The organism is Allofranklinella schreckenbergeri (assembly GCF_003703475.1).
In the GTDB taxonomy this organism is placed as follows: Bacteria; Pseudomonadota; Gammaproteobacteria; order Burkholderiales; family Burkholderiaceae_C; genus Lampropedia; species Lampropedia schreckenbergeri.
Window position 1 is genome coordinate 1 of record NZ_RDQM01000020.1, and the last position, 14003, is coordinate 14003.

General features: G+C 59.3%; 12 protein-coding genes. 2 read left to right on the forward strand and 10 right to left on the reverse strand.

The window, feature by feature from the left end:
* Positions 1–275: 275 nt before the first annotated feature.
* The 9 genes from yccS to sstT form a co-directional block, all read right to left on the reverse strand.
* Positions 276–2492, reverse strand: coding sequence for a YccS family putative transporter (gene yccS / locus EBQ26_RS11690; protein ID WP_122239372.1), 2217 nt, complete (start codon positions 2490–2492; stop codon positions 276–278).
* 114 nt (positions 2493–2606) lie between these two features.
* A complete protein-coding gene (locus EBQ26_RS11695; RefSeq protein ID WP_122239374.1) occupies positions 2607–3227 on the reverse strand; it encodes an MlaC/ttg2D family ABC transporter substrate-binding protein in 621 nt (206 codons plus the stop codon).
* A 209-nt stretch (positions 3228–3436) separates the two neighbouring features.
* A complete protein-coding gene (locus EBQ26_RS11700; protein WP_122239375.1) occupies positions 3437–4249 on the reverse strand; it encodes an MlaA family lipoprotein in 813 nt (270 codons plus the stop codon).
* Between the two features lie 29 nt (positions 4250–4278).
* A complete protein-coding gene (gene mlaD, locus EBQ26_RS11705) occupies positions 4279–4794 on the reverse strand; it encodes an outer membrane lipid asymmetry maintenance protein MlaD (protein ID WP_122239377.1) in 516 nt (171 codons plus the stop codon).
* A 69-nt stretch (positions 4795–4863) separates the two neighbouring features.
* Positions 4864–5646 (reverse strand): lipid asymmetry maintenance ABC transporter permease subunit MlaE, encoded by a 783-nt coding sequence (mlaE, locus tag EBQ26_RS11710; protein ID WP_122239379.1) that lies wholly within the window; start codon positions 5644–5646, stop codon positions 4864–4866.
* Positions 5643–6500, reverse strand: a complete 858-nt coding sequence (locus tag EBQ26_RS11715) for an ABC transporter ATP-binding protein (RefSeq protein ID WP_122239381.1) — start codon at positions 6498–6500, stop codon at positions 5643–5645. The genes mlaE and EBQ26_RS11715 overlap by 4 nt, the downstream gene beginning before the upstream one ends.
* Positions 6501–6778: 278 nt before the next feature.
* Entirely contained in the window at positions 6779–8458 is a 1680-nt protein-coding gene (locus EBQ26_RS11720; protein WP_122239383.1) for a SulP family inorganic anion transporter, read from the reverse strand.
* Between the two features lie 22 nt (positions 8459–8480).
* Positions 8481–9029: a TlpA family protein disulfide reductase gene (locus EBQ26_RS11725; RefSeq protein WP_122239385.1), complete on the reverse strand. Its 549-nt coding sequence runs from the start codon at positions 9027–9029 to the stop codon at positions 8481–8483.
* 137 nt (positions 9030–9166) lie between these two features.
* On the reverse strand, positions 9167–10399 hold the full coding sequence (gene sstT, locus EBQ26_RS11730; protein WP_122239387.1) for a serine/threonine transporter SstT: 1233 nt from the start codon (positions 10397–10399) through the stop codon (positions 9167–9169).
* 289 nt (positions 10400–10688) lie between these two features.
* Between sstT and EBQ26_RS11735 the strand changes: the two genes are divergently transcribed.
* On the forward strand, positions 10689–11456 hold the full coding sequence (locus tag EBQ26_RS11735; protein WP_122239389.1) for a type III pantothenate kinase: 768 nt from the start codon (positions 10689–10691) through the stop codon (positions 11454–11456).
* Positions 11457–11597: 141 nt separating this feature from the next.
* On the forward strand, positions 11598–12668 hold the full coding sequence (locus EBQ26_RS11740; protein ID WP_122239391.1) for a DUF72 domain-containing protein: 1071 nt from the start codon (positions 11598–11600) through the stop codon (positions 12666–12668).
* Between the two features lie 11 nt (positions 12669–12679).
* Here the strand turns inward: EBQ26_RS11740 and EBQ26_RS11745 are convergent, their stop codons facing one another.
* Positions 12680–13900: an acyltransferase family protein gene (locus tag EBQ26_RS11745; RefSeq protein ID WP_122239393.1), complete on the reverse strand. Its 1221-nt coding sequence runs from the start codon at positions 13898–13900 to the stop codon at positions 12680–12682.
* Positions 13901–14003: the final 103 nt, after the last annotated feature.

Here is a 14003-nt window from a genome sequence, read left to right on the forward strand (position 1 = left end):
CCCTCAAGACATCAAGCCTTGAGGGGTTTTACTTATGAAAAATAAAAATCGCCCAATACCCATCAATCCAGACATAAAAAATCTATTCCTCCAAATAAATTGCGCGCAAATAACCTAAGTCCACAGCTTTTAAACCGTGCTAAACGGATACACGTACAGCCGTCATCGCTCTCAGTGTGTTTCACCAAGGGTTTAGTTGAGCCTGCTGTTTTGAGAGACTCAAGCCACTCTGCTGTGTAAGTAAAACTTCCCAAGTGGCATTTGATGACTCCGGTTTATCCCATTGAGGTCGCGCGCATAAGCATGGAGCGGCAAGGGGCAAGCTGTCGGGTAATCATGTCTAGCTGCTGCCAAAGGATGCGGCTTTGACGCGCACTTTGTATTTGGCCTTGCAAGGTTTGCAGCCCATCTTGAATGGCCTTGTTGCTTGTGTCGAAAGTGGTGCTGTCAAGTTGGGCAAGGTTTTGAAGTACATCGGCTGTTTGATGTGCGATTTCAAAACAGCTTGCGGCAAATGCGGCTTCCTCTTGCGTTATGCAGTCTGAAGAGGTTTTTGCAGATGATGGGCTTAGACTGCGATGTTCAAAGTGCCCTTGAGCGCTGCGGTACGCACCAAGAGCAGAAATGTAGCCTATCAGTGCATAGTTGCTTTTGAGTAAGTGAAAGCCATCTTGCAGGTGATCACGGTATTTCCGGGGTTCGCTGCTCATGTCAGAAACTGTGCTGCTAAGAGCGGCTGCTTTCTCATGGGCTTGGCGGCGCGCAGTGCGATAGGCAATATCGTCGATTCGTCCGTAGCGCAGTTGTTCTGCGATTTGATGCAGATACGCGCCGTTGCTAGCCATGGCTTGTGCGGCGGTACGGCCAAGTGTGAGGTAGTGCCAATCTGGCCATAGCAGGGAAACGGCCAGCCAGGCAATAACGGTTCCAATCAGTGTGTCGACAATCCGAACGGGCATTGCGGCGTAAATATCCATTTCCATCAGTGACATGCCCATCAATGCCTGGATGGTGATGAAGAATGTGGAGAAGCTGTACTTGTTGGTGCGGAAAAAGAAAAACAGCGTAGTGGAGGCGATGACGATCCACAGCTTGGTTTCTACTGATGGGGTGAAATATGGCAGCAGTGAGCCGACGATAACGCCTAAGACTGTGCCAACAATACGTTGCACCACCCGGCGTTTGGTTACGGAGTAATTGGGCTGACAAACAAACAATGCGGTGAGCAAAATCCAATAGCCCATTTCAAGATCGAATACTTGTACGACGGCGCTACAGAGTACGACCACGACACTTAAGCGTACAGCATGGCGAAATACGGCTGACTCCAAATTCAACTGCTTGCGCACGGCACGCCAGGCATTGCGCCAGCCGATTGGCTCTTGCGCAGCAATGCGGGTGCGATCGGGTGGTGAGGCATCCTGTGTGTCATTGAGGGTGCCGTCGATATGGTTGTTGAGATGGCTGAGCTGGTGGTCGATGGCGTAGAGGTTGTCCAACAATCGTTGTAAGGTCAACACATGCTCGTTGGAGTCGTGCAGGTTTTGCGCATACAGGGTAAGTGATTGCTGGCAACCTTTCACTGCGCGAGCTAAGCGCGGGCTGTATTGGTAAGGCTGGCCGCTGCGCAGGCTTTCGGCTATATCCCGGCAGGCTTGGCCTTGCAATTCGAGCAAGCGATGGATACGAAAAATCACATCGGTGTGCGCGAGTCGCTGGGCCAAGTCGCGGTAATCGACATGGGTAGAGCTGATGCGCTCATGCATATCCTGTGCGGTGAAGTAGTAGCGCAGCATGCGCGTGGTGCGTGGGTGGCGATGCTGGCCGCGCATGCGGTAGAACAATGCGCTGCGGCATTGGTTGAAGGCCTCAATCACATTGCGGTTTTGCATGGCGAGATCGATTTGATGGCCCTCGAGCCCATCCTGATCTTCATCTGGATCAAAAAAACCGGCTTTGGCATCGAAATAGGCTGCCAGCGCTGCGTAGGCGTTGGCCATGTTTTCTTGTACAGGGCGGTTGGGCAGCAGCAGGTGCAAGAGCAGTGTGAGGCTGCTGTAGAGCAAGGTGCCCAGCAAAATCAGCGCCGGATTGGTGTACCAAGCCATTTGCGGCGCATGGGTCAGCATGGTGTAGGTGGCGACGGCCAGTGCGCCAAAGGCAATGGTGCGGTAGCGCAGCCCCACGGCGCCCAGCATGGTGAAAACAAAAGTGAGCCCCACCATGACCATGGTGAGCATAGGCCCGTTCCCCATAGCCCATTGCACGGATAGCGAGGAAAGCGAGAACGCCAGCGCGGTGTGGAAAATGTTTTTCAGCCGACCTGTCAGGCCGTTATCCAGATCGACCAGACCGCCAGCGACGATGCCGAGAACAAACGGCATCGTCAAGTGTGGCGCTTGGACATACCACAGCAGCGATGCGGCTACAAACACGCTGCAAAAAATGGGCAAGGTGGCAATGACTTTGGGGTCAATGGCAGGGGTTCTCATGGAGCGCGTTCAGTGAGTCGCAAGTGTTTACCATGCAACGGGAAAACGAAAACCCTCCGATGACAGGCTCTTCATGCCATCGGAGGGTTTGCGTGATCTCTTTGAGTGGAGCAATTATTGATTCTTGCTGCGTAGCGTGCGAATCAAACCATCCAGGCCGCCAGCGCTGATTTCCTGTTGGAACTGGCTGCGGTAGGAATCGACAATCCATGCGCCCATGACGTTGACGTTGTAGATCTTCCAGCCATAGCCTTGGCCGGGGGTTTTTTTCAGCCGGTAATCCAACTGGATGGGCTGTTCGCCGCCACGCACTTCAGAGCGCACCAGCACGTCGTTCGCATCGGCTTGGGCGCGCATGGGCAGCAGCGCCACCTGGAGCTGGCCCACTTGATCCAGCGAGCCGGCATAGGTGCGGATGAGCATGGCCTTGAACTCCGCCACGATTTCCTGGCGCTGCTGTGGCGTGGCGTTGCGCCAGGTCGGGCCAACGGCCGCTGCCGTCATGCGTTGAAAGTCCAAATGCGGCATGACGACGCGATCAACCGCCTCGGAGGCGGCGGCAATGTTGCCGGATTTGACTGCTTGGTTGCTGTGAATTTCCTTCAGCACCTCGGAAGTGACTTTTTCAACCATGGCATCGGGCGCCAGGTCGGCAGCCCGGGCGGGCGATGCACCCATTAAGGCGGTTGTGGTCAAGGCTGCGCTTGCCAGCCAAAGTTTGAAAGTGCGGATCATGGTTGCATTCCTCCCATCGCGGTGGTGAATCAGGTTGTGGGCGTGCCGCCCGGAAAGTATCAGTTTGTGCCAGTGCTTTATGCACCCACGCAGGCCAGTGGTGTGCTTGCTATCGTGGATTGATGAGTTTTCCATTCAAAGGAAATATTTTTAACTTCGCCTTCAATGTCATCATGCCGAAACAAGGTGTTTTTCATTAAAAATATTTCCTATTGATTTGTAGTTTTGGGGTCTTGCGCAGACGCTGCCGCTGGTGGCATGGCGTCCTCCTCCTCATCGGGCAGGCGACCGCTGTTCTCGTCGTCGTCCAGGCGGCCATCGCTGCTTTGCTGGCCCAGCGCGCGCTCGCGTTGCGCCAGGTAAATATCGCGCAGCATGATGTAGCGATCCAGCGCGGCCTGATCCAGCGTATCGCCCGCACGCAGCAAATTGGCGCGGGTGTTGACGATCTCCACGCCCCGCAGCGCATAGCCGTGGGATGCCGGCTCCAGGTACGTCAATGGGTACGAGAAATAATCCACCGGCAATCCAGCGGTATCGCGCACGCTGGATGGCCCCAGCAGTGGCAGCACCAGATATGGGCCAGAGGCCATGCCCCAATGGCCTAAGGTCAAGCCAAAGTCATTCTTGTAGCGCTGCAAGCGCATTTCGCTTGCCACATCCAACACGCCGCCCAAGCCAAAGGTGGAATTGACCAGCACGCGGAACAAGCTGCTCATGGCCGCTTCGCCCTTGAGTTGCAGCACGTTATTGGCAAATGAGCGCACATCGCCGAGATTGCCAAAGAAGTTGCCCACGCCCGTGCGCACCGGCGCGGGCACGATGGCTTGGTAGCCGCTGGCAACGGGTTTGAGAACGGCACGATCCAGCCCGTCGTTGAAGCGGTACATGCTGCGGTTAAAGGACTCGTAAGGATCACGCGGATCCTGGCTCAGCCCGCCGGTGGTGGAGCAGGCGGCCAGCATGCAGGCCAAGGCAGCGGCCAGCAGGTGGCGGTGGAGTGGGGGCTTGGTCGTAGGCATTGTTGTTCTCATGAGGGGCCTGATTGGGGTTAGCGGCTATCGGTTGAGGCCGAGCCATCAGGTGGCGCTGCGGTGGCAGCGGGCGCAGGCTCGGCAGCCTTGTTGAACATAAAGGCGGAGATCAAGTTCTCCAGCACGATGGCCGATTGCGTGGCTGTAATCGTGTCGCCATCCTGGAGGTTTTCATCCTCGTAGCCAGGCTCCAGGCCGATGTATTGATCGCCCAACAGGCCGCTGGTGAGGATTTTCAGCGCACTGTCGCGTGAGAAGCGGTATTGCTTGTCCAGCTCCAACACTACCTTGGCGCGGTACAAGGCGTCGTCATACGTGATGGCGGCCACACGCCCAACAACCACGCCGCTGCTGCGCACGGCAGCGCGAGGCTTAAGGCCGCCGATATTGTCGAAGTGTGCGGAGACGGTGTAGTTCTGCGTGCGCCAGTTCAGTTGCAGCAAATTGGCTGCTTGCAGGGCCAGAAAGCTCAAGGCCGCTGCGCCTATCAGTACGAACAGGCCCACCCAGAAATCGGTTTTGGAGCGTTGCATGAAGGGAAATCCTCTGGTTTTCAAAATGGACGGCAGCCTGTTATCGGCCTGCTATCGTAATCATCGCTATCAAACGGTGAACATCACAGCAGTGAGCAAGAAGTCCAGCGCCAGCACGCTCAGCGATGCCATCACTACGGTGCGCGTGGTTGCTTGGGCGACGCCTTCGGGGGTGGGGCGCGCCACATAGCCTTGCAGCAAGGCGATGAACGTTACGGCAACGCCAAACACCAGGCTTTTGATCAGGCCATTGCCCAAATCGGTCCATACATCCACGCCGCTTTGCATCTGGCTCCAGAACGCGCCAGGATCCACTCCCAGCATGACCACGCCCACCAACCAGCCGCCAACTACGCCTACGGCGTTGAACACCGTGGCCAGCAAGGGCATGGCCAGCACGCCCGCCCAAAATCTCGGCGCCAGAATGCGCTGGATCGGATCCACCGCCATCATCTCCATGGCGCTGAGTTGCTCGCCTGCGCGCATCAGGCCAATTTCCGCTGTCAGCGAGGTGCCAGCGCGCCCGGCAAACAACAGTGCTGCGACGACCGGCCCCAACTCGCGGATCAAGCTCAGCGTCACCATCACCCCCAGCATTTGCGCGGAGCCAAAGCGCTGCAAGATGTAATAACCCTGCAAGCTCAGCACAAAGCCCACGAACAGGCCCGAGACAGCAATGATGCTCAGCGAGCGATTTCCCAGGAAAAACACCTGGTCGCGTACCAGTCCGAAGCGCCGAAGCGCCAGCAGCCCGGGCAGCCAAAGCCGCACAAACAGGCGCGTGGCATAGCCCCAATTGGCGAGCAAACGCCGGGTTTGAAAGCCCAGTTCCGTGGGGTGAAGCCATTTCATTTTGTGCCCCTTTCTTCGGGGGAAACGGGCGAGGCCAAGCCGAAATCAGTATCCAGCGACGCACCAGGGTAATGAAAACGCACTGGCCCATCGAACGCGCCTTGCACGAATTGCTGTACCAGTGGGTCCTGGCTTTGGCGGATCGTCTCTGGCGAGCCTTGCACGGCAATCGCGCCATTGGCGAGCACGATGATGTGATCGGCAATTTGGAAGGTTTCCTCTAAGTCATGCGAAACCAGCACACTGGTTGTGCCCAGCGCGTCATTGAGTCGCCTGATCAGCCGTGCCGTCGTTCCCAGCGCAATAGGGTCTAGGCCTGCAAACGGTTCGTCGTAAAGAATGAGTTCAGGATCCAGTGCAATCGCCCGCGCCAGTGCCACGCGCCGTGCCATGCCGCCGGAAATCTCGCTGGGCATCAAATCGCGTGCGCCACGCAGGCCGACGGCGTTGAGCTTCATCAGCACCACATCGCGCAGCACTTCCTCAGGCAGGCGCGCATGCTCGCGCAAGGGGAATGCGACGTTCTCGAAAACCGTCATATCGGTAAACAAGGCGCCGAACTGAAACAGCATTCCCATGCGCCGACGCAAGGCATATAGCCCCTCTTGGCTTTGTTGGCCTACGTCCACCCCATCAAAAAAAACAGTGCCCGCTGCGGGCAAATTCTGGCCGCTGATCAAGCGTAGCAAGGTTGTCTTGCCTCCACCGGATGCGCCCATGATGGCCGTAACCTGCCCGCGCGGCACCTGCAAGCTGACATCGTCAAGGATCAGACGCTCGCCATAACCAAAACTCAGTCGCTGGATATCGACCAACGGTTTGGTCAAGGCAGTCGGGGAGGTTTCCACAGTCATAAAGGGGGAAGGCACAAACGCCCGTTTGTAGCGCCCTTTTCGGGCGTGAGTAGCACGGCAAAAGCAACAATGTGCAAAAGGGTGTTTGAGATGGCTCGCAGGCCGTTGCACCCCGTGCTATGGGGACAAGCTTTGAAAAGCGGCGCAGCAGAGTCGGCCATTCTACAAAAAGGCTCCCCAGGCTTGATGCGGCACTGGCTTCAAGCGCAAGGGCAATGTGAGCAAGCTTGGCTGATATGACGGTCCGTAAAAGGTGTGTGGTGTGGCCATGACCGGTTTCATTGCGCCTGCAACTGAGCCAAGCCTCGCACAGTTTCCGCATCAGATGGGAAGGCCTGCACTCTGTGCGTGTCGCTCAACAATCCTATATGGCGCAGGCGCTGCTCCAGTGGCAGTTTCATGCCGCTCAGATACAGTTTGCCGCCGCGCTGGGCTGCCATATTGCGCAGGGAAAACAAAGCCTCCAGCCCTGTGGTGTCGATGTTGTGGATGCTGGATGCGATGAGACAAATGCTGTGCAGTTGTGCGTCCGCCTCCCACCTGGCCGTTACACGGCGCTCCAATGCGCTGGCAGTAGCAAAATCCAGGGGGCCATCCAGGCGTAACGCCAGCGCGTAGGGCGACAGTGGCTCCAGTTGCCATAGAAAACGGTCTCGCAGGCGGCCATCTTCGGGGAACAAACCCACTTCCACAATGCGCGGGCGTAGATGTTGATGCATGAAGTAGGCCAAATTTGCCAGTAGCCCCGCAAGTACGCCCCAATAAATATGTGGCGCGCTCAGCAAAGTCACCACCAAAGTCAGTACGGCAATGCCTGCCTCAACGCGAGAGAACGCCCAGAAATGGCTAATCGTGCGTGGTTTGAGCAAGCCATAGACCGAAACCACTACCAGCGCTGCCAGCAAAGCCATTGGCACATGCGCCAACAGAGGCGCAAACCACAGCGCCACGATCAATACCAGTAGTGAGGCCCATAAGTTCACCCAGCCAGTTTGGGCGCCAGCGTAGTGAATAACGGCCGAGCGTGAAAATGAGGCGCTGATGGGAAAGCCTCCCGCCAGGCCGGAGGCGATCTTGGCCACGCCTTGAGCGATGAGGTCTTGCGCGGGCTGCCACGGTGTGCCTGCCAAGGCGTGCTCGGTTTTGGCGGAGGCAGCCGCTTCGACAAAACTGATCAAGGCAATGAGCAGCGCAGGCACAAGCAGCTCCAGCACCGTGCCAGAACCAGGCCAGGGGGGCCAATGCAGGCTATGCAGCTCAAGCGAGAGGGGGCCGATGACGGCGCTGCCGTGATCGGCATAACCCAAAAGCCAAGCGGCTGTTGCTCCCACGGCCAGGATCAATGCCGTCCAGGGAATGGCGTGGCCTAGCCGCTTGACGCCCAGAAAAGCAGCGATTGCCACGCTGGAGAACAGCAATGCATAACCGTCGAGACTGGCCAGCAACGCCTCCAGCCCGGCGCTATCTTGCAGCGCTTGCCGCCAGGTTGACCAAGGCACGCCCGTGAGGGTGGGAATTTGTGAACCGATGATGAGTAGGGCTGCCGCGTGGGAAAAGCCACTGAGAACGGGCACGGTAATGATGCTTTGCAACCAATCCATGCGCAGCAAGCCCATGGCCAACTGGATAGCGCCAGAGAGCAGCGCCAGCCAGATGGCCAACGTTACCCACTGTGCGCTGCCCGGCTGTGCCAGAGGCGCCAGTGCCGCGCTCACCATCAGAGCGGTGAGCGCCGTCGGGCCGGTGCCCAGTCGGGGCGAGGATGCCAGCAGCGTTGCCAGCGCCAGCGGCAGGATGGCAGCATACAGTCCGGCCTCCAGTGGCATGCCCGCCAGCGCAGCGTAAGCGATGGCTTGCGGCACCAGCATCAGACCGACCGTCAACGCCGCGAAAAAATCCTGGCGCCATTGCTTCGGTCGCGGGCGAATCCAGCGCAAAAAGGGCAGGCGTTGTGCCATCACGATGCCCGATACCAACCGCTCAAAGCGTCTGCCAACGCGCCAAGTCTTCCGGCTGCACCATGCCGGCCTTGCGCTCAAGCACGCGCCCATCGGCACCGATCACGACGGTGAACGGCAATGGGCCTTGGCCGCCCAACGACTTGGCCAGCTCCAGCCCTTTTGGGCCTGCGACGAGGATCGGAAAGCCCAGTTCCAAGCGTTGCACAAAGGCTTGCACTTTGGCGGCCGAATCCACGGCAATGCCCACCACTTGCCAGCCGTTGGCAGTGTGGGCTTGCTGCTTGTGGAATTGGTCCAGCAAAGGCATTTCTTTCACGCAGGGCGGACACCATGTGGCCCAGAAGTTGACGATCAAGGGCTTGCCGCGCAGGCTTTGCAAGGCCAGCGGCGTGCCATCGGGCTGGGGCAAGCTCAGTTGCCACAGGGCATCTTCTGCTGCCGATTGCGCCAAGGCCGAGCACGCTGGCGCGCCAGCGAAGGCCAAACCTGCGAGGCCGATCAGCCCCGCCAGCATGCGGCGGCGCGCCACGGGCGGGACAGAGGGGGCGGAAAGCGGGGAGGCGTGCATCACAAGAAAAAATCAGTGGTTGGGAACGAGGTTTTCAATTACAAATCAAAGGTTATTTATAAAAATAAAATTTCAACGTCATCATGCCGAAATGGATTTTTCATTTTTCCTTTGATTTGAAAAATTGGGTTTTCCGTTCAGCCCTCGCGCATGGCCCGGTCCACCACGGCGGTAAACAGCACATCAGTGGAGGAGTTCAGCGCTGTCTCGGCCGAATCCTGTAGCACGCCAATGATGAAGCCCACGCCCACAACCTGCATCGCCAGGTTGTTATCGATGGCAAACAGGCTGCACGCCATTGGAATGAGCAGCAGCGAACCGCCCGCCACGCCTGAAGCGCCGCATGCACCCAGCGCCGCCACCACGCTCAGCAGCAGCGCCGTCAAGAAGTCCACCTCAATGCCCAGTGTATGCACGGCCGCCATCGTCAGCACCGTGATCGTGATGGCCGCGCCCGCCATGTTGATGGTGGCCCCCAGGGGGATGGAGACGGAATACGTCTCCTCGCGCAGGCCCAGCTTTTTGCACAGCGCCATGTTCACGGGGATGTTGGCTGCCGAGCTGCGAGTGAAAAACGCCGTCACGCCACTCTCGCGCAGGCAAGTCCACACCAGCGGATAGGGGTTTTTGCGCATCAGCAAAAACGCAATCAACGGGTTGACCACCACCGCCACAAACACCATCGCCCCCAGCAGAACGGCCAGCAAATGCGCATACCGTCCAATGCCCTCAAAGCCCTCCACCACGATGGTGGTGAGCACCAGGCCAAAAATTCCCAAGGGAGCGAAGCGAATGACCCAGCGCACCACCATCGTCACGGCCGCAGCCAAATCCGCCGCCAAAGCCCGTGTGGAATCGCTGGCGTGGCGCAAGGCCGTGCCCAGCACCGCGGCCCAGACCAGGATGCCGATGTAATTGGCGTTGGCCAGGGCATGCACAGGGTTGGCCACCGCGTTCATCAGCACATTGCGCAAAACCTCGCCAATACCACCCGGCGCTGCGCGGCTGGCTGCTTCGACCCCCGTGAACGAGAGCGTCGAGGGGAACGCAAAGCTGGCGCTCACGGCAACAAGTGCAGCGGTAAACGTGCCCGCCAAATACAGCAGCAAAATAGGGCGAATGTTGGACTGGTGGCCGCTGCGCTGTTGCGAAATGGCGGCCATCACCAATAAAAACACCAACACAGGCGCTACGGCCTTCAGCGCGCCCACGAACAGGCCACCAAGCAGTTGCCCTACCTCGCCCACTTGCGCCTCTAGCCCCGCAGCGCGCGCCAACCAGCCCACCAGCACCCCGGCCAGTAAGCCGATCACGATCTGTAACACCAACCCCATGCGGTCGAGCCGGGCAATCAAGCCAGGTTTTTCCATGATTCAACTCCTGCAAAAAATGAGAGTGCTTACAGCCACATCAAACGTGGCGCTGTGACGACGATTGTGGATGGGTTTTGGCCCAATGCATGGGGCGCCAAGCGCAATAGGGCCATGGCGTAGCCGCACCCCGAAGTAGATGGCCTGGGACCACCGATGCATACAGCGCAGCGCCATGTGCAGAGCATCCCTTGGGCTTGGATAATCTGCCAGCCCTGCGATTTGCTTTGAGCAGCCGCCAAGCCCAGCGGTTATCATTTTTTTACTGTAACAAATTCGGGATCAGCGGATGAGCTTTCTTGCCATAGACATCGGCAATACCCGCCTCAAATGGGCTTTATACGCCGAGGCGCGCTGGGGGTCGCCCATCGTGGCTCAGGGTGTGGAGTTTCTCGACCACGTGGACCGCCTCTCGGAAACCCACTGGCGAGGCCTGCCCGAGCCTACGCTCATGCTGGGCTGCGCGGTGGCGGGCGATGCCGTGCGCATGCGTGTGGTCGAACAAATGGAGATTTGGCGTGTCGAGCCATCCTGGGTGCATGCAAGCAAACACATAGCAGGCATGACCAATGGCTACGACCACCCAGCTCGCCTGGGGGCCGACCGCTGGGTCGCCATGGTGGGCGCACGCAACCGCCTGCTGCGGCGCGGCCAGCAGCGGCCCATCATCGTGGTCATGGTGGGCACGGCAGTCACGGTGGAAGCCATTGATGCCCAAGGGCATTTCCTCGGCGGCCTGATCCTGCCTGGCCACGGCATCATGCTGCGCGCGCTGGAGTCGGGCACTGCGGGTTTGCATGTGCCTACGGGCCAGGTCACCCCCTTCCCCACCAACACCAGCGATGCGCTCACCAGCGGCGGCACTTACGCCATCGCGGGCGCGGTGGAGCGCATGATCCAGCACCTGCAACAGCACACAGGCCAAGAGCCCGCCTGCATCATGACCGGCGGCGCCGGCTGGAAAATGGCGCCCAGCATGACGCGCCCTTTCGAGCTGGTGGAAAGCCTGATCTTCGATGGCCTGCTGGCCATGGCAGAGGAGCGCCAGAAAGCATAAGCACCGATGCAAAGCAGCGCTTGGTATGGCTCATGGCTTTTGCCTCTGGCAAAGGCTTGTCGCGCTACGCCAGTCGGTGCCATTGCGCAACCTCAGCAGAGGTGACGGAAACTGGCACAGATACACAACCCTTCATTGGCCATGCCCTCCCACTCCCCACCGCAGCAAACTTCACTCTTTGCCGATGTTGGCGAATCCATGCCCGTGCCCAATGGGCGCATCAACCCCTTGACGGCCGTACAACCTGCCAAACCGGATTGGGCTTGTATGGAGCTGGCCGCACGCCTGCCGCAGCAGCTACGCATGGGTACCTCATCCTGGCACTTTCCCGGCTGGGCCGGGCTGGTGTGGGATGGTGACTATGCAGAAAGCCAGCTCTCCAAAGCCGGGCTGGCTGCCTACGCCGCCCATCCGCTGCTGCGCAGCGTCAGCCTGGATCGCGCCTTTTACCGCCCCTTGAGCGTCCAGCAATACGCGCACTATGCCGCGCAAACGCCTGATGACTTTCGCTTCGTCGTCAAAGGCCCGAGCCTAGTCTGCGATGCCTTGGTGCGCGCGGAAGGCGGGCGTGGCATGGCGCCCAACCCCGCCTTTTTGAATACGGAGCTGGCTGTGCGCGAATTCATCGAACCCGCCCTGCAAGGGCTGGGCCACAAAGTCGGCGCGCTGGTGTTTCAACTCAGCCCCTTGCCGCGCACACTGTTGAGCGATTTGCCCGCATTGATTGAGCGCATCGGCCATCTGCTGGCGGCCCTGCCGCCGCTGGCCCCGACAGCGCCCGATGGCGTGATTGCGCTGGAAGTGCGCGACGCCGCCTTTTTAACTCCCACCCACGCCCCGCTGCTGGCGCAAGCCGTGCGCACTGCGCGCCAAGCCAGCGGCAACCCCGTCACCTACTGTTTGGGCCTGCACGCCAAAATGCCGCCCATTGAAGAGCAACTGCCCCTGCTGCGGGCGCTATGGCCCGGCCCACTCGTCTGCCGCTGGAACCTGCACCGCCGCCACGGCGGCTATGGCTACGAAAGCGCCAAGTCGCAATACGCCCCGTTTGACCGCCTGCAAGACCCCGATCCCGAAACCCGCACCCACCTCGCCCGCGTCATCACCGGCACCTGCGGTGCGGGGCAAAACGCCTACGTGACCATCAACAACAAAGCAGAAGGCTCAGCCCCGCTATCGGTGCTGGAGCTGGCTCGGCTTGTGGGGCGTTGATAGAACACGCTTTACACATACCGCCGCCGTAGCTGTAAAAACGGTGCCTCTATCGTGCGATAGCTCCATGTAGCAACGCCCCAGGACAACACCAGCACCAAAGCCCCCATGCCCAGGGCCTGTAGCTGCCACGGCCCGGGCCAAACGGGCGCCCAGCCCAGCCACACCGTCCAACGGTGCCATAACTCATCGAGCAAGAAAATCACCAGCCCGTGCCACAGATACAGAGAAAAGCTGATCTCGCCGCCCTTTTCCAGCATCCGCTCCAGCCAAATCCCTGCACGGCCTAGCAGGCCTGCCAGCGAACCGCGCCAGTGCGCGTAAGCCACAATCACCGCGGCCCAGCCCGCCGCTTCTACCGTAGGCCATAACACCCAGGCCCATTGGCGTGGTTGGGGCAAAAAGTAGCTGGCCCAATGCGCCTGCGCCCCCAGCAGCGCCCACATCAGCACCAGCGCAGCCAGCACCCAGCCGCCATGCACGCCTGCCAGGCCAGAGGTTGCTCGCTCTTTGAGGGAGGAAGCTGCAAACCACCCTTGTACAGACCACAGCGCCGCCAGCATCCCGATCAAAAACTGATCCATCCGCCCCAGCAAGGTGGAATAGAGCATATGCGTAGGCCGCTCACTGGCCAGGAATCCGCCCAGCTTGAACAGCAGCAGCAAGCCCACCAGCCGCAGCAAATACCCCGGCCCCTGCGCCATGGCAAAGCGCGCCAGAAACGGGAACGCCAAATAAAACGTGAACTCCACCGAAATCGTCCACGCCGCACCCGTCATGAACCAGTTGCTCGTTGGCGCTTGCCCCAGGTTGGAGAACAGCACATACAGCACGTCCTGCGCTGCAAACTTGTCCCGTCCCACGGAAATCGCCACGAAAAACACCACCAGAAACAGCGGCGCAATGCGCAACACCCGGTTTTGCACGAAACGCCAGTAATCCAGCCGCCAGGGCTGCTGCCCCGCGCTTTGTGCAGGCTCATGCGCAGCCTGCCCATGCAAGGCAATGCGCATGAACAAAAAACCCGACAGCACGAAAAACAAGCTCACCCCCGTATGCCCCTCGGCCAGCCACCCCATGGGCCAGGCCTGCGGTTGCGGCTTCCATAACCCGAAAAAACGATGAAACGCATGAAATGCCAACACCAGCAGCGCTGCCATGCACCGCAAATGGGCCAGACGCGGATTCCACGGGAAGTTGGGCGAGTGCGCGGCAAAAGTGGAAGAGGACATGGAGACAAAATGCAAAAGAGAATGAGGGGAGTTATGAATTCATCCAGGAGATGCGCTGGTGATAAAACCGGGAGTTTGCACGCCGGAAAATGCATCCCCTTCA

Excerpts from the sequence above, each read along its gene's own strand:
- EBQ26_RS11715 (WP_122239381.1), bottom strand. The coding sequence starts at position 6,500 with ATGACTGTGGAAACCTCCCCGACTGCCTTGACCAAACCGTTGGTCGAT.
- EBQ26_RS11700 (WP_122239375.1), bottom strand. The coding sequence starts at position 4,249 with ATGCCTACGACCAAGCCCCCACTCCACCGCCACCTGCTGGCCGCTGCC.
- EBQ26_RS11725 (WP_122239385.1), bottom strand. The coding sequence starts at position 9,029 with ATGCACGCCTCCCCGCTTTCCGCCCCCTCTGTCCCGCCCGTGGCGCGC.
- EBQ26_RS11695 (WP_122239374.1), bottom strand. The coding sequence starts at position 3,227 with ATGATCCGCACTTTCAAACTTTGGCTGGCAAGCGCAGCCTTGACCACA.
- yccS (WP_122239372.1), bottom strand. The coding sequence starts at position 2,492 with ATGAGAACCCCTGCCATTGACCCCAAAGTCATTGCCACCTTGCCCATT.
- EBQ26_RS11740 (WP_122239391.1), top strand. The coding sequence starts at position 11,598 with ATGCCCTCCCACTCCCCACCGCAGCAAACTTCACTCTTTGCCGATGTT.
- mlaE (WP_122239379.1), bottom strand. The coding sequence starts at position 5,646 with ATGAAATGGCTTCACCCCACGGAACTGGGCTTTCAAACCCGGCGTTTG.
- EBQ26_RS11745 (WP_122239393.1), bottom strand. The coding sequence starts at position 13,900 with ATGTCCTCTTCCACTTTTGCCGCGCACTCGCCCAACTTCCCGTGGAAT.
- mlaD (WP_122239377.1), bottom strand. The coding sequence starts at position 4,794 with ATGCAACGCTCCAAAACCGATTTCTGGGTGGGCCTGTTCGTACTGATA.
- EBQ26_RS11735 (WP_122239389.1), top strand. The coding sequence starts at position 10,689 with ATGAGCTTTCTTGCCATAGACATCGGCAATACCCGCCTCAAATGGGCT.
- sstT (WP_122239387.1), bottom strand. The coding sequence starts at position 10,399 with ATGGAAAAACCTGGCTTGATTGCCCGGCTCGACCGCATGGGGTTGGTG.
- EBQ26_RS11720 (WP_122239383.1), bottom strand. The coding sequence starts at position 8,458 with ATGGCACAACGCCTGCCCTTTTTGCGCTGGATTCGCCCGCGACCGAAG.